This is a genomic window from Fibrobacter sp. UWH6 (genome assembly GCF_900142465.1).
Lineage (GTDB): Bacteria > Fibrobacterota > Fibrobacteria > Fibrobacterales > Fibrobacteraceae > Fibrobacter.
Genome location: NZ_FRAX01000008.1, coordinates 1 through 15728 on the forward strand (window position 1 = coordinate 1; position 15728 = coordinate 15728).

General features: G+C 54.8%; 14 protein-coding genes and 1 tRNA gene. 9 read left to right on the top strand and 6 right to left on the bottom strand.

Going from position 1 to position 15728, the window contains the following annotated elements; all coding sequences use genetic code 11:
* Positions 1-3 precede the first annotated feature (3 nt).
* The 3 genes from uvrB (at position 4) to gpmI (ending at position 5182) form a co-directional block, all read left to right on the top strand.
* A complete protein-coding gene (gene uvrB, locus BUB73_RS08320; RefSeq protein WP_073285105.1) occupies positions 4-2214 on the top strand; it encodes an excinuclease ABC subunit UvrB in 2211 nt (736 codons plus the stop codon).
* 157 nt (positions 2215-2371) lie between these two features.
* Entirely contained in the window at positions 2372-3418 is a 1047-nt protein-coding gene (locus BUB73_RS08325) for a hypothetical protein (protein WP_073285007.1), read from the top strand.
* A gap of 129 nt (positions 3419-3547) precedes the next feature.
* A complete protein-coding gene (gene gpmI / locus BUB73_RS08330) occupies positions 3548-5182 on the top strand; it encodes a 2,3-bisphosphoglycerate-independent phosphoglycerate mutase (RefSeq protein ID WP_073285010.1) in 1635 nt (544 codons plus the stop codon).
* Positions 5183-5304: 122 nt separating this feature from the next.
* On the opposite strand, the gene BUB73_RS08335 is transcribed toward gpmI, so the two are convergent.
* Positions 5305-5712, bottom strand: coding sequence for a hypothetical protein (locus tag BUB73_RS08335; RefSeq protein WP_139259164.1), 408 nt, complete (start codon positions 5710-5712; stop codon positions 5305-5307).
* Positions 5713-5784: 72 nt separating this feature from the next.
* Between BUB73_RS08335 and BUB73_RS08340 the strand changes: the two genes are divergently transcribed.
* Both BUB73_RS08340 and BUB73_RS08345 read left to right on the top strand, forming a co-directional pair.
* A tRNA-Leu gene (locus tag BUB73_RS08340) sits at positions 5785-5867 on the top strand.
* A gap of 36 nt (positions 5868-5903) precedes the next feature.
* Positions 5904-6344, top strand: a complete 441-nt coding sequence (locus BUB73_RS08345; protein WP_073158670.1) for a hypothetical protein — start codon at positions 5904-5906, stop codon at positions 6342-6344.
* Positions 6345-6409: 65 nt separating this feature from the next.
* Here BUB73_RS08345 and BUB73_RS08350 read toward each other — a convergent pair whose 3' ends face one another.
* The 5 genes from BUB73_RS08350 to BUB73_RS08370 are packed head-to-tail and all read right to left on the bottom strand — an operon-like array spanning position 6410 to position 12111.
* Positions 6410-6958, bottom strand: coding sequence for a hypothetical protein (locus BUB73_RS08350; RefSeq protein WP_073158667.1), 549 nt, complete (start codon positions 6956-6958; stop codon positions 6410-6412).
* 9 nt (positions 6959-6967) lie between these two features.
* On the bottom strand, positions 6968-8722 hold the full coding sequence (recJ, locus tag BUB73_RS08355) for a single-stranded-DNA-specific exonuclease RecJ (RefSeq protein WP_073234386.1): 1755 nt from the start codon (positions 8720-8722) through the stop codon (positions 6968-6970).
* Entirely contained in the window at positions 8719-9876 is a 1158-nt protein-coding gene (locus BUB73_RS08360; protein ID WP_073285011.1) for a DNA polymerase III subunit, read from the bottom strand. The genes recJ and BUB73_RS08360 overlap by 4 nt, the downstream gene beginning before the upstream one ends.
* A 12-nt stretch (positions 9877-9888) precedes the next feature.
* Positions 9889-11262 carry a murein hydrolase activator EnvC family protein gene (locus tag BUB73_RS08365; RefSeq protein ID WP_083539700.1) on the bottom strand — a complete coding sequence of 458 codons (1374 nt, stop codon included), beginning with the start codon at positions 11260-11262 and terminating at the stop codon, positions 9889-9891.
* A gap of 6 nt (positions 11263-11268) precedes the next feature.
* Positions 11269-12111, bottom strand: coding sequence for a cell division protein FtsX (locus tag BUB73_RS08370; RefSeq protein WP_254794886.1), 843 nt, complete (start codon positions 12109-12111; stop codon positions 11269-11271).
* A 91-nt stretch (positions 12112-12202) separates the two neighbouring features.
* On the opposite strand from BUB73_RS08370, the gene BUB73_RS08375 reads away from it, so the two are divergent.
* From BUB73_RS08375 to BUB73_RS08390, 4 genes are all read left to right on the top strand, one after another.
* Positions 12203-13219, top strand: coding sequence for a CdaR family protein (locus tag BUB73_RS08375; protein WP_073158655.1), 1017 nt, complete (start codon positions 12203-12205; stop codon positions 13217-13219).
* Positions 13216-14223 (top strand): tRNA (adenosine(37)-N6)-threonylcarbamoyltransferase complex transferase subunit TsaD, encoded by a 1008-nt coding sequence (tsaD, locus tag BUB73_RS08380; RefSeq protein WP_073158652.1) that lies wholly within the window; start codon positions 13216-13218, stop codon positions 14221-14223. The genes BUB73_RS08375 and tsaD overlap by 4 nt, the downstream gene beginning before the upstream one ends.
* 144 nt (positions 14224-14367) lie before the next feature.
* Positions 14368-14847 (top strand): hypothetical protein, encoded by a 480-nt coding sequence (locus BUB73_RS08385; protein WP_249269418.1) that lies wholly within the window; start codon positions 14368-14370, stop codon positions 14845-14847.
* A gap of 2 nt (positions 14848-14849) precedes the next feature.
* Positions 14850-15728, top strand: coding sequence for a biotin--[acetyl-CoA-carboxylase] ligase (locus BUB73_RS08390; protein WP_073285017.1), 879 nt, complete (start codon positions 14850-14852; stop codon positions 15726-15728).

Genomic DNA, 15728 nt, shown 5'->3' on the forward strand with positions numbered 1-15728 from the left:
CTCATGGCTAGAGCGCGCAAGACAATTACCCCGGATCCGTATGCAAAACCGATAGCAAAGGTTCTCTCCCCCGAGCAGAGCCTTCCGGGCAGATTGCGTCAGTTCCAGGCGCCGACCCGCGCCAACTTCGAACTGGTAAGCCAGTATGGCGCCGCCGGCGACCAGCCCAAGGCCATCGAGCAGATTACCGAGGGTTTCAAGCAGGGCGATCAATTCCAGACGCTCCTTGGCGTAACCGGTTCCGGTAAGACGTTTACCATGGCCAACGTCATCAAGAATGTAGGCAAGCCTACCCTCATCCTCACCCACAACAAGACCTTGGCCGCCCAACTCTACCAGGAATTCAAGGCTTTCTTCCCCAAGAATGCGGTGGAATATTTTGTCAGCTATTACGACTATTTCCAGCCCGAAGCCTACATTCCCCACACCGATACCTTTATCGAAAAAGACGCCAGCATCAACGACGAAATCGACAAGCTGCGTCTGCGTGCAACGGCTAACCTGCTGACCCGTCGAGATGTCATCATCATCGCATCCGTCAGCTGCATTTACGGCTTGGGCAGCCCCGCCGAATATTTCGACCTGATGGTCCGCGTGAAAAAAGGCGACATCAAGGATCGCGACGACTTGCTTCATGAACTGGTCCGCATCCAGTACACCCGTAACGACTTCAGCCTGGAACGTGGCACCTTCCGCTGCCATGGCGACGTCATCGAAATCCACCCCAGCTACGACGAAGACGGCATGCGCATCGAGCTGTTCGGCGACGAGGTGGATCGTCTGGTGCGCTTCAACATCATTACCGGCGAGGTCATCCAGGAGCTGGAAGAAATGACCATCGCCCCGGCAAAGCACTTCGTCACGAAGGAAGAAGGCCGAGCCGGGATCCTGCAGCGCATGCAGTTGCAATTGACGGACCGCCTTGCGGAACTGGACAAGGAAGGTAAGGTCCTGGAATCCGCCCGACTGAGTAGCAGAACCCGCTACGACATGGAAATGATCCGCGAGACCGGCATGTGCTCCGGCATTGAGAACTATTCCGCCCTTATCGAAAACCGCGGCCCCGGCACCCGCCCCTTTACCCTCATCGACTACTTCGGCGATGACTGGCTTTTGATGGTAGATGAATCCCATGTGAGCATTCCCCAGGTGGGCGGCATGGCCGAAGGGGACAAGAGCCGAAAGACGACGCTGGTAAATTACGGTTTCCGTCTGCCTTGCGCCCTGGACAACCGCCCCATGAACTTCAAGGAGTTCGAATATATGTACCCCAAGCAGGTGCTGTTCGTCAGCGCCACCCCGGGGGAATACGAACTTGAAAAGACTGGTGGCGTAGTGGCCGAGCAGATTAACCGCCCCACCGGCCTATTGGATCCGAAGATCGAGATGTTCCCCATCCAGGGCCAGATGGACGTTCTGCTTTACCGTATTGACGAAGTGGTGAAGAAGGGAGACCGCGTACTGGTTACAACGCTGACCAAGAAGATGGCCCAGGACCTTACGGACTATTTTGTAGAAGCAGGCATCCGCGCCAAGTACCTCCACAGTGACATCAAGACCCTGGAACGTCACGACTTGATCAAGGGGCTGCGAACCGGTGAGTTCGACGTGCTGGTGGGAATCAACCTTCTGCGTGAAGGTCTGGACCTTCCGGAAGTCAGTATGGTGGCCATTCTGGACGCCGACAAGGAAGGTTTCCTCCGCAACTACCGCAGCCTGATCCAGACCATGGGCCGCGCCAGCCGTAACGTAAACGGAACCGTATTGCTGTTCGCCGACAACATGACCGACAGTTTGCAGAAGGCCGTCGACGAAACCATCCGACGCCGCACCCTGCAAGAGGAATTCAACAAGGAACACGGTATTACGCCAAAGTCCGTCAGCCGCAAGCTGGAAGGGGACCTGGTCATCAACGATCCGCTGATGGACCTGTGGCGCGGCGACAAGACTCCCAAGGCAGCCGAGGACCCGGATTTCGACGCAGATTACGGTTTCGCCGACAACGACGAAAATGGGGATGCCCCCCTGTTCAAGGGCGCCCCCATGGGCAAACCCAAAAAATCCTCGAACCTGAAAGCAAAGCCACCTCACACCTCAAAGCGAAGCGACCTGTCAATCGAGGAGCTGGAAAAGCAGATGAAGGCCGCCGCGGCCAAGCTGGATTTCGAGGAGGCAGCCCGTCTCCGCGACCTGATCCGCGACCTGGGAAAGTGATTTTACCTCCTGCGGAACCCTTTTTAGTATGCTTTTTTAGCCTGAATTCACAATATTTTCACGTTTTTTTACACCTATTTAATAGGTCCCCTAGTCCGTTTTGGAATATTTTTGTGTATTTTCAATGGGCAAAAAACATTTAGAGAGAGGAATCTATATGACTTTTAATTTCGCAAAGACCCTTATGATGGGTTCCGTGATTACCATGGGCGCTTTCGGCCTCATCGCTTGCGGTGATGATTCCAGTAGCGGCGCACCTGCAGATGAACAGCCGGGCAGCTCCGCCAGCGCCGACGCCACCCAGGATATTTCTATCAGCGCAACCAACCTGGGTTCCAGAATTAGAGGCAACGGTGCCGACGCCGAAGTAATTTTTAGCGGCAACTTCGACATCGACCTGAGCGCACAGCAGACCGGCGAAGCCACCGATATCAGCTTCACCGCCATTTCCTATGACGTGGCCTACGGTACCGTGGTTCCGGGCGAAAGCTACAGATCTCTGGGCGATCAACTTGTCGACCACAAGGAAGTCAGATTCCCCACCAAGATGATCGACTTGGGCTCCGACCACTCCGCCGGCGTTTCCATTTCTCTTGCAAATCCCGCTCTTGACCCGGTCGGCTGCGGCACTTACACCTTGATCGTCAAGGTTTCCGCTGTCGATACCGAAGGCAACGACAAGGTTTCCAACCAGTTCATCACCTTCGACCGTCCTGAATCTTTCTGCAAAACCAGCGAACCGGAATCTTCTTCTTCTGAAGCCGTAGTCGAAGAAGTTCCCATGACCAACTGCCAGGTTAAACTTTCTACCAACATGGCTCCGGGTCTCGACCTGGCAACCTGCACTGCAGTGGACGCTGCTTCTGCAGCAACCGCCGACGTCATCTTCACCGCAGCAAATGGCGACATCACCATGTCTAGCGGCAACGGCGCTATGTTCGGCAAGCTGGATGCAGACTACTCCGTAGGCTACTGGCCCGAAACTGCAAACAACCGCACCTTGGCTTACAAGAGCGACTTCCCGTATCGTGCAATTGCAAACGCAAGCTTTGCAAACATGATCGAAAGTGCAGAACAGATCTATGTCATCCAGACCGCTGCCGGCGGCTTCTACGCACTGGGCTTCGCAACCGAAAAATCTTACGAGAAGCTGACCAACAACGACTACTCCTTCTCTATCAAGCTCTACATGCCTGCACAGTAATTCCTAGCGAATTTCTCCTTTTAAGGGCTTCCCGTTTAGGCGGGGAGCCTTTTATTGTACCCCACATTTTTCTATTTTTTAACCGTAATTTAACACGCCCGGAAGGTCCGGGCATAACTGGAGTAAACTATGCTTAAGAAGCTTTCCAACTTCCCTGGTATCAAGGGTCCCGTTGTCACTATCGTGATGGACGGTTACGGTTTCAACCCCAACGAACAGGGCAACGCTATTGCCGCTGCTCGTAAGCCCACTCTGGACGCCTTGTTCGCCAAGTACCCCAACGTTCTTCTGAACGCTCACGGCCGCGCCGTGGGTATGCCCACCAACGAAGACATGGGTAACTCCGAAGTCGGTCATAACGCTATCGGTGCTGGCCAGGTCTATAACCAGGGTGCAGCCCTCGTTCAGGACGCAATCGTTTCTGGCGATATCTTCGGCCGCGACGCATGGAAGGAAATCTCCGCCAACGTTCGTGAAAAGAACTCCGTTCTTCACTTCATCGGCCTCTTCTCCGACGGTAACGTTCACTCCAACATTTCTCACCTGAAGGCCATGGTGGCCCAGGCCAAGAAGGAATCCGTCAAGACCGTTCGCGTTCACATCCTCCTGGATGGCCGTGACGTTCCGGAAACCTCCGCTCTCGATTATGTCGGCCCGTTTGAACAGTTCCTTGCAGAACTCCGCTCTCCGGAATTCGACGTTTGCATCGCTTCTGGCGGTGGCCGTATGCAGATCACCATGGACCGTTACAACGCTAACTGGAAGATGGTTGAACTTGGCTGGAAGACCCACGTTCTGGGCGAAGGCCGTATGTTCGCTTCTGCAAAGCAGGCTATCGAAACTCTCCGTGGCGAAACCAAGGCTATCGACCAGGATCTTCCTCCGTTCGTAATCGCAGCTAACGGCCAGCCTGTTGGCACCATCAACGACGGCGACTCCGTGGTGTTCTTCAACTTCCGTGGCGACCGCGCTATCGAAATCACCCGCGCCTTCGAAGAAGAATCCTTCAATGAATTTGACCGCGTCCGCTTCCCCAAGGTTTGCTACGCCGGCATGCTCCAGTACGATGGCGACCTGAAGCTCCCCAACCGCTTCCTGGTTCCTCCTCCGGCAATCAAGGAAACCTCCGGCGAATGGTTCGCAGAAACTGGCGTTAAGCAGTTCGCCTGCTCCGAAACTCAGAAGTACGGTCACGTGACTTACTTCTGGAATGGTAACCGTTCCAGCAAGTTCGACGGCGAAACCTACCTGGAAATCGAATCCGACGTTGTCCCGTTCGAACAGCGCCCCTGGATGAAGGCTGCAGAAGTTACCGACGCCATGATCGAAGCTATCAAGAGTGGCAAGTACCAGACTCTCCGCTGCAACTACCCCAACGGCGACATGGTGGGCCACACTGGTTCCTTCCGTGCAGCTACCATGGCTATCGAAGCTGTGGACATCGGCCTCGCTCGTCTCCTCCCGGTGATCGACGCAGCCGGCGGTGTTGCTCTCATTACCGCTGACCACGGTAACGCCGACGAAATGTACGAAATCGACAAGAAGACCGGCATGCCCAAGGTGAACAAGGATGGTTCCTTCAAGGCCAAGACCAGCCACACCTTGAACAAGGTTCCCTGCATTCTGTACGATAACGTTACCGGCGGCAAGCTTGGTCTCAAGGAAGGCAACTGGGGTCTGTCCAACTTGGCAGCAACCACCGCCAACCTCATGGGCTTCGAAAAGCACGAAGCCTGGGACGACTCTATGCTTATTGTTAAGTAGGAATTATGAGTCATCTACACCGACCAAGGTCGGTGTTAAAAAAGGTCGGGCATTCAGCTCGACCTTTTCTTTTTTATGTTCTTTTTATAGAATGCAGTTCTATTCTGCGAACAAAATAAAAACTAGCGGAATACTTCGCTGGCGATTTCCTTGCCGGGGGCGTTGCTGCCCTTGCCGTGCTTGATTTCGTACTTGATGTCGCCTTCCTGGTTCAGTTTCACCCGGACTTCTACGTCCAGTTTGTAGGCGCCATGGGTGCCCTTGATCTTGAAGCCGCCGGCCACTTCATCGATTTTTACGTAGGCGGTTTGGGGAGCCTCGAATTCCAGGGTCTGCCAGCTGCCGCCGATTTTTTCGGGATTCTCGTCGGCCACCATATTGACGCATTGGACATAGCTGTCGCGGACCAGGGCCAGGTCTTCCTTGAACTCGTGGTATTCGTCCATGTCGCCATCATAGGCGAAGGCGGAAAGGCATCCAAACAGGCTCAGGGCCAGAAAAACAAGGGTATTACGGATTAACTTCTTCATAAAACCCAATGTAGCTAAAAAAACAGCCTGCATTGCCCCGCTTTTTTATATATTTGCGCTACGCTCACACCAGCCCAGGTGGTGGAATGGTAGACACTGGGGACTTAAAATCCCTTGGGGGCAACCTCGTGCGGGTTCAAGTCCCGCCCCGGGCATTAATGAGCTAACTTTTAAAAGGTAGCGAGGTCAACATGATCGACTTTTATCCGAACAGCATTTACTACCCGCGCGAAGCGGTGGAAGAGAAGCTTGCCAAGGGCGAACTTCAGCGCACCGAGAAGCACCTGATTGGCTGGACGGAACGCCACCGTGGCGAAATCTGGGACTGCGCCCGTGACGACGCCGACGAACCTACCGACGAAATCCTTCTGGACAACCTGCGCGCCCTGCTGCTGTGCAAGGGCTCCCTGCAGCCCGCCGCCGAACTGGGCGACATGATCCGCGAAATCAAGAAGGAAGAATGGTATCAGAACGAAAAGGAAAAGGACGGCGGTCACGAAGACACCGAAATGGTGGCTGACGATTGGCGTGCCAAGTACCTGATCAAGTGGCGTGAAGCCCGCATGTTCGAAGCCTTCATCCTGATCGAAAAGAAGGCCGACCAGTTGCTTTCTATTCTGAAGGCAAAGTAATTCCAACGTTTATTTAAAGTTTGACGTATTTGAAAAGGCTGGGCGGAATGCTCAGCCTTTTTGATTCACTTAGCCACGAAGGGGCTCCAGTCCTGTTTCCAGACGAAGGGGGCCCACATTTCAAAGCGACCGCCAGCGCTCTTCCTGTAGCGCCAGAACTGGCTGATATGCTGCTGCACCAGGGCGTTCAAAGCTTCGTCGTTGACGTTGCTGAAGAGGATCTGGGATTCGAATTGACCCAGAGAATCTAGGGAAAGTTTGATGCCCATGAGGATGTCGCCCTCGGAGGACAGGGGCTGCAGACGGCTGGGTTTCTTGCGGGATTTCTTCTTGGCCTTGAAGTGTTCGGCAGCCAGCCAGTGGAGGCCCGCGGCACGGCCCTGGATATACTGGGCGATCTGGTTCAGGTCGCGGTTGGCCGTATTCTCGAGAACGTAGATGTCGTTGATGGAAGGCATGACCATGCGGCCCGTGTAACCGGCCATGGGGCTAACGGGAGCGGGCTCGGCGGGAATGATGGTCACGATGGGAGCAGGAGCCTGCTGGATGCGCAGGAGGGCAACCACCATTACGGCAATGACAAATGCCAGAAAAATCAGGGGAAGGTTACGCATGATCCAGTGCTACTCGATGGCCTTGATGCAAAGTTGCAGGGTCTTCTTGCCGTTGAAGTAGTTCCAGGTGGGTTCGAAAAACACGGAGACCAGTTCACCGCGAGTCAGCAAGTTCTTGTTCTTGCGGAGGCCGAAGGCGATGGCCGGGAACACGCGGCTACCCGCCTGGGAGATATCCATCTGCAGGTGTCCGCCCTTCAGTTCACGCATCCTGTGTACGCGGACGCCGGCGGCACGGAAGGTCGGAGACGGGAAGTTACCGCCGAAGGGTTCCATCATATCGAAGAAGTCCAGCACCGTGATCATAGGACGCAGCATCTGGTTCTGGGCGAAGGGGATTCCCTTGGTGGGCATGTACTGTCCAGCTTCCACTTCAAGTTCGTGGAGAGAAACTTCAATATCGTAGGGGTAGGCTTCTTCCTGCAATTCCTCTTCGCCGGTGTAGCCCTGAACTTCGGCAGAGCGTTCCAGACGGGCGCGGAGTTCATCCACCTTGTCGGCAGGGAGAGAGAAGCCGGCGGCGTTGGCGTGGCCACCCCAACGGTCAAACAAATCCTTGGATTCGAAAAGGGCCTTGTGCCAGTTAAAGCCGGGAACAGCGCGGGCACTGGCGTGGGCCATACCATCACAAACCGACATGACGGCGGAGGGTCTGTGGAATTCCTGGGCCAGCTTGGCAGCCACGATACCGATCACACCCACATGCCACTTTTCACCGGCCACCACAATCACGGTGGGAATACGTTCGCCATAGACAGCGCGAACCTGTTCCATGGCCATCTCGGTGATTTCCGCTTCCTTCTGCTTGCGGCGGGCGTTCCAGTCGCGAAGTTCCGCCAGCAGGGCATTGGCGCTGGCTCTGTTGGGGCTCAGCAAAAGCTTAAGTGCCGGATCCGGACGTTCCATTCGACCGGGGGCATTGAGGATGGGGGCAAACTTGTACATCACGTCGATGCCGCCCACGGCGCTGTGGGGCTTCATCAAGTTGCCATACATTTCCTGAAGGCCGGGCCAGCTACTGCTCTCAAGATTCTTGAGGCCAGCCTTGGTAAAGCATCTATTCTCGGGAGTCATCTGAACCAGGTCGGCCAGAGTTCCAAGAGCCACCAGGTCCAGGAATTTTTCGGGAACGGGACGTCCGAGCCTGGAGTACAGAGCACAGACAAACTTATAGGAAACACCCACGCCGCAAAGTTCAGGGTTCTGGTAGGTATCGCCTTCCTGATGGGGATCCAGAAGAACATCGCAAACCGGGAGGCCATCGCCAGAAGGCTGATGATGGTCGATCACCATGACCGCCATTCCCAGTTCCTTGGCGTGAGCAATTTCGGCGTTGGCGGTAATACCCGTATCGACAGTCACCACATAGCGGGCGCCAGCTTCGTACATCTCGTCTACCGCCGACATAGAAAGGCCGTAGCCATCACCGAAGCGGTTAGGCAGGCGCCAGTCAGACTCCATGCCGATTTCAGCCAGGGCACGAGTCATCAAGGTCACGGCAGTCATACCGTCCAGGTCGTAGTCACCAAAGACGAAAACCTTGCCACCTTTTTCGCGCACATCCAGAAGCCAGTTGACTGCGTCTTCCATCCCCATGATTCCAAAGGGGTCCAGCACATCATCCTTGCTACCGCAGAGCATGCGGTGGGCATCGGCCGCAGAAGTAATTCCGCGGGCCACCAGGAATCGGGCCACCACATGGGGGATCCTGAGGCTGTGCGAGATAGACGTCGCCAGGCGTTCTTCTGTTACGCCAAAAGTCATTTATAGCCCTCGAAAAGTTTAAGGGCCAGATTCTGCAGACACATGGAGGCGGTCACGCGGCGGGACTCGATGCGGGACATGGTCTCCTGGACTGCAACCAGTGAAAGTTCAAGGGCGGTGGCATCTACCCGCGGGAAGTTCTCGATACCCACGTTAGCCGTGGTCTCGGGCAAGCGCAAAGCCGCACCAGCCACCAGGCGGATCAGGTCCGCAATCAGGAAGGAAAGAACTTCGAGGAATCGGTTGGCCTCGTAGGCCTCATCCAGTTCGGCATCCTTCAAAGTCATAAAAAGGTCGGTGTAGTCCTGCAACAGGGACTTGCGGACGAATTCGGCGGCAAGCTTGCACCAAGTCTTGCTCCGCTTGGCATAGTAGAGAGCCTTGCCCGGAGAGCCTACAGCCAGGCCCACCACATCGTCGGGAATTTCAACACCTTCGCTAAAGCTATCCTCATCCTGTTCCTCTTCGGAAACCTCGCCGGCAGAAACCCGGGCACATTCGCTGCGGACCTCGGCATCGGTCAGGGGCAGCAGGTGCAGGGCCAGGCAACGGGAACGGATGGTCTGCAGCATCTTCTCGCGGGAAGACGTGGTCAAGATGAAATAGGTATCGGGGGGAACGTCTTCCAAAGTCTTCAGGAAGGCGTTGCTGGCCGCCTCGTTCATGCGGTCAGCCTCGGCAATGATCACCACACGGACGCGGTCACCCTTCATGGCGAATCCACCGGTCATGGAACGGATCAGGTCCACCGAAATAAAGGAGGCAGGGCCAAAAAGGTCTACGCGGTAAGGGTTCTTCTGGATTTCCTCGATGTAGCCCTTCTTAATATCTTCTACAGTCTTGGCGGTACTGCCGGCGGAAACGTCGGCACCGCTCTTGGAGTGGGCTTCCTTGGAATCCAGGGGAATAACCCAGCTATTGGTATCGCCGCTGTCCATCGCCATACGGCAGCCAAAGCAGTGGCCGCAAGGGCGTTCGTCAGGGTTAGAGCACTGCAGAGCCTGAGAAAGCTTCATGGCCAGAGCCTTCTTGCCGATACCGGCAGGACCGTCAATCAGGATTGACTGCGGGAAACGATTCTCACGGAGAGCCGACATCAGCCGGATCCTTGCACGTTCCTGGGAGGCGGGGCCATTTAGAATATATTCAATCATCTACTGCTTTATTTACTGCTTTAACCACTGAAGGGGATCCACGGTCTGAGTCCCTTCGCTAACTTGAAAGTACAATTTAATTCCATTTAAGGAAGCAACGTCGCCCACCTCGCCAATTTCTTCGCAATTTCGGACTTCCTTGCCTTCTTGCACGCGAATAGACTTCATATGACCATACACGGAATAGGTTCCGCCCTGGTGTTCGATAATCACGGAGGGGCCGCGACCGTCAATTTCGGAGACCATGACCACGGTACCGGCAGAAGCAGCCTTCACCATTTCGCCACGCTTGCCACGGATTTCTACACCCAAATTGCGAGTCATGATATGAAGCACCGGATGTTCCTGGAGACCATAATTACTGATGACGTCACCCTTCAAAGGTCTGCACTTAGGTCCCTTTACCGATTCGGCCACCACGACCTTGGGCTTGGACACCGTCTTCGTATCCTTCTTCTCGGGCTTCTTGCCCTTAGACTTGCCCGCCTTTTCCTTTGCCTTGCGTTCGGCTTCGGCCTTCTTGGCCGCCTCGATTTCCTTCTTGCGGCGCTCTTCCAGCTTCTTGATCAAGGCCAGCATGGTCTTCTGGTTCTGCTCAAATTCCTTGAGGGCGCGGCGCTGCATATTCTGGTCCTGCTTCAGGGACTTCAACATCCGTTCCTGACCAGACATCTGGCTCACGAGACCCTTTTCTTCGGCAGCTTTCTTGTCGCGCATTTTCTTCAAGTCAGCCAGATGGTCGGTGGACTGCTGTTTCTTTTCATCACGTTCATAAACCAGCTGCTGCAAGGTTTCCACTTCCTGCTGGTCCTGATTCAAAATTCGATGTACCCAGTACACCTGTCGATCAGGGTTGCCTTCCTGAGTCAGAAGATTATAAAGGACCTTCGCCTCGTTAGCGCGTCCATTTACATACAAAGTTCTAATTCTCTTTTTCATGGCCTCCTTTCGTTCCTCGATCTTCTGGTCAAGGGAATCGATATCGGCCTCCAGCTGAACAATGGCGCTTTCCAGCATGTTCTCGCTCTTGGAAAGTTCGCTGATGTAAGTTCGAGTCTGGTTCAAGTTCTGGTCCAGAAGAGAAATCGTGTTCAGCACGCCCTTCTCTTCGGTTTCAAGGAGAGCCAGTTCCTGACGTTTCTTGGCCAGGTCGGACTCCAGTTTCTTAAGTGCGTTTTTCTGTTCGCTGATCTGGGCGTCTGTTTTTTTGGTGACCGCCTTAGGAGCCGCAGACTTTGAGGCGGCCGGCTTACCGGCCGAAGGTTTTGAAGCCGCAGGTTTTGCAGGCGCAGATTTCGCAGCAGGTTTTGCAGGCGCAGCCTTTCCATTGGGAGCGGCAAAGCCTACACCCACCAGAAAGCACAACAGCAAGACCAAAAAACGCATGAAGCCCTATTCCTGTTCGTTACGCTTGACCATCAGGAACCGGCGAACAGTCCTAAAGCTGAAATAACCCGACAGGGCCGTCACCAGCAAGACCACCAGCGCCAAGACAAGACCCAGCCCATCCAGGTAAGTCCAGACAATCGGGAAAGCCTGCGTCACGGAATTGACCAGCGTCATCAAGAGGATCACCGCAAGACCGCTACCCACAAGGCCCTGAATCACGCCCTGCAGCACAAAGGGGAACTCGATAAAGAAATAGCTTCCGCCGGCGTACTTCATGTTCTCTACCAGCAGCTGGCGAGAGAACAGCGAAAGGCGAACGGAATTACAGATGATCAGCGACAGCGTCACCAGCAGCAACACGCTAATACAGACGGGCCAGAAAACCAGTTTGAATTTCCAGGCCGCAAATTTTTCAACCCATTCCACAGGCGCCTGGACTTCCTCGAAAAATTCTTCCTGGGCCAGGGCATTCCGCAAAGTCACCAGGTCGGCAGGATTCTGGCTAGCCTCATCCAGGGTCACCCTGAAAAACGGAGGAATGGGGTTCCCTTCCACAAGGTCCAGCATCTCACCCGAGAAATGGTTGCGGAAATCCGCCAGGGCGGAATCGGCACTGATAAAGGAAACGGAATCGATATGCTTGGTATGCTGCAGGCGGGTCTGTATAACTTTTATGGAATCCATCGAAAGGGATTCGGGCAGGAAAGCCTCGATTGCATACAGGTTCCGCTCCGTAGACATCAGACGCACAACACCACCCAAAACGGTGATGGAAGCCGAAAGCAATAGGGAACAGAGAAAGATTGTGACCAACGAAGGCAAGATCACCGTACGGTGTTGCCTCATTCCTCTAAAAGATTCTGATATTAAGTAGCCGAGTTGTCCAAGCACGGGTTGAATAATAACTAAATTTTCAAGAGTTCTTTACGGGGCGACAATGGGAAATATCGTAATAAAGATAACAGCACTAGTCTTTGGCATAGCCCTCTGGTTTCTTGTCATTTCACAGAAGGACTTCCAGCTTTCCATGGAAGTTCCCCTGCACTTCGTGAAACTTCACGAGAACATGGCCATCGCCTCTAAACCGCCCCACACCTTGCACATTACCGTAGAAGGCAAGTCCTGGGATTTGATCCGTCTGCGCCACCAGATGAACAAGGACAAACAGAATTCCGTAGCCATGGTGGTAGACCTGCAGAACGCCGAACTAGGCGGAACCCGAATCCACCTGGACGCCCACAACTTCGTGGCCCCCGGATTCCCCGACATCCGCTTTGTGGAACCCGACAACCAGCTTATCTTTATCGACCTGGAAATCGACACCCGCATCGTCCGTAACGTTCCCATCAAGTCTAACGTAAATTTCAACGCCGCCCAGGGTTACCTGCTGGCCGACGATCCCGCCATCCTCCCCGAAGAGCTTAAGGTTTCCGGCGCCCGTAATGCCCTCACCCGCATTATCGACATTCCCACAGACTCTGTCAACTACGATACCCTCCGTAAGAGCGGCAAGTTCAAAGTCCCCCTGAATTTCGCATCTCTTCCATCCTTCGTAAAGCCCAGCGATTCCACAGTGACCATCGCCGTGAACATCCAGAAGATGGACAGCAAGACTTTCCAGAATATTCCCGTCAGCCTGATTGGTTTCTTCGACAAGAAGATCTACTCCCTGAACCCCGACACCGTATCCGTAGAAATTACCGGCGGCGAACAGGTACTGGATTCCATCTCGTCAAAGGACATCGAACTGATACTGGAATTCAACCGATTTGCAATTGAAGACGCCGACAGCCTGGCCCCCACCGTCAAGCTTACGCTGCCCCCCAGCGTAAACCGCGAAATGTCCATCAAGGCTATCCAGATCAAGCCCGAAAAGGTTCGCCTGAACAAGGTAGAAGTCAAGCCGGCCGTCACCGAGAATCCCGAAGAAACAGTCCAGGAGGCCACACCATGATTTGGCTTGGAATTGAATCCAGCTGCGACGAAACAGCCTGCGCCATCTTGCAGGATGACCCGCTGAAAGTGCTTTCCAACCCGCTGTACAGCCAGATCGACGAACACGCCCTCTATGGCGGCGTGGTTCCCGAAATCGCAGCCCGCGCCCACCTGCAGAAAATTGTTCCCGTCGCCGAAGCCGCCGTCAAGGAAGCAGGCATCAAGATGGAAGACATCGACGCCATCGCCTACACCACAGGCCCGGGCCTTATGGGACCTCTCCTTGTGGGCGCAAGCTTCGCCAAGGGTCTTGCCCGCGACTTGCAGATTCCCGCCTACGGCATCAACCACCTGGAAGGCCACCTGGCTGCCGCCTGGTTGAGCCACCCCGAAATCGAGCCGCCCTTCCTGACACTTACGGTATCCGGCGGCCACACGGAACTGGTGTTGGAAGAACCGGGATTCAAGTACACAAGCATCGGACGCACCCGCGACGACGCTGCCGGCGAAGCCTTCGACAAGTGCGGAAAGCTTCTGGGTCTCAAGTACCCTGCAGGCGCCACCATCAGCAAGCTGGGTGCCAATGGCAACCGCAAGTTCGTCGAATTTCCCCGAGCCCTCCGCTCCCACGACAACTGCGAATTTTCCTTTAGCGGCCTGAAGACCGCCGTGCTGCGCTATACCGAAACTCACGATCCGGAATACATCCAGCAGAACCTGGGCGACATCTGCGCCTCCCTGGAAGACGCCATCGTGGATAGCCTGGTGACCAAGACCATCAACGCCCTCAAGAAGACCAAGATGAAGACTTTGGTCATGGGCGGTGGTGTCAGTGCCAACGCCTGGCTCCGCACCCGACTGCAAGACTATTGCGGCAAACACGGCATCAAGTTCCTAGTTCCCGACCGCAGCCTCAGTACCGACAACGGCGCCATGATCGCCGCTGCAGCCATCCGCCGAGTCCGCCAGAATATGCTGACCTCCATTGACGTAGTCAAGCCCTGGATGCCTCTAGCCCAGTAGCCCTAGATACCTGCGGTTTTACCAAAAAAATCGGATCCTCCTGTTCCAATCAGAAGGATTTTTCGTATCCTGGCAACGTCTTCGTGTATTTTTTCGCACAAACTTTTGCACACCCCTCTTTTCGATTGCGTTTGTAAGTATATTATGAACATGAATTGCCCTGCTTTCAAAATTTCTCTGTTTACAGTGACCCTGGCAAGCCTCCTCTGGGCCCAGGATCTTTCTAAACCTGTAAACGACGTAGATGTGTTCCGCCCCGAAAAGCGCGAAACCCAGGTGCAATTGGTCGACTCCACCAAGAACAACGCCGTGACGCTGAACGTGGACATCTTTGCCGATGGCATGGTAGGCTCCTACTACATCCTGTGGGATGAGGTGGACCTTTCCGAAGACATCAAGAAGATGATGACCACCCGCGATTTCGCCCGCGACGAATTCTTTATGCAGAACATCGACCGCGAGCAATTCGAACAGGAACGACTGCTGCAGCTCTTCGAAGACAAGAAGCGTGAATACTTCGCCATCTTCCCCGAAGAGGCCCTGAAGATGCTGGAAGACCAGAAAAAGGATGACCTGGTCGAGACAGAACTCGATCCCAAGAAAGACGAGCCCAAGGCTCAGTAAGAATGTTTTCTACGGAACCAAATTTTGACCGCTGGAAACTGACCGGCTTCGCCGGCCAGAACGCATACCTTTTGGAGACAGTCGAGAGTACACACTCTCTTATGAAACAGCAGGCAGCCACGGGCAAAATACAGCCTGGCGCCCTCGTTGTCGCCAACCAGCAAACCGCAGGCCGAGGCCGCCACGAACGCACATGGGCCTCCCCCGCCAACGAGAACCTCTATTTCAACATCCTGATTCCGCTAGAGGGAATCGCCCTCTCCAAGGCACCGCAAATCACTCAGGTCGCCGCCCTCACCTTCGCAGAAACATTCCGCGACATCCAGGACGAATCCGGCACCGCACCGCAGCTGGGACGCGTCACCGTCAAGTGGCCCAACGACATCCTCTGCGGCAAGAGCAAGTTCTGCGGCATCCTGGCAGAAATCGTCTTTGTACCCGGCGAAACCGTAGACGGCAAGCGCCAACCGCCCAGACCCGCAGTCAACATGGGCATAGGCATCAACGTCAACAGCGATCCCGCAAACTACGCCTTTCTAAACCGCCCCGTCACCACCCTAAAAGAAATCGCAGGCGGCCGCCAGATCAACCGCGAAAAATTACTGCAGGCCCTCGTAGGTAACCTGGAGCGTGCCATAGGCCAGTTCCGCGCCTTCGGACTTTCTCCCTGGATTGAAGCCTGGCGCAAGATGGACCAGTTCATCGGCGCCCGGGGCACCATCGTGGTCAACAACAACTGCACCGACGAAAACCGCGACAGCGGCGCAGGCTCCATCAAAAAATCGGGCCGCATTCTCGACATGCAACCCGACGGAAGTCTACTATTCGAAACCGACGACGGCACCGTAGAAACGGTCTACTCCGCCGACCTTGAAATTTGA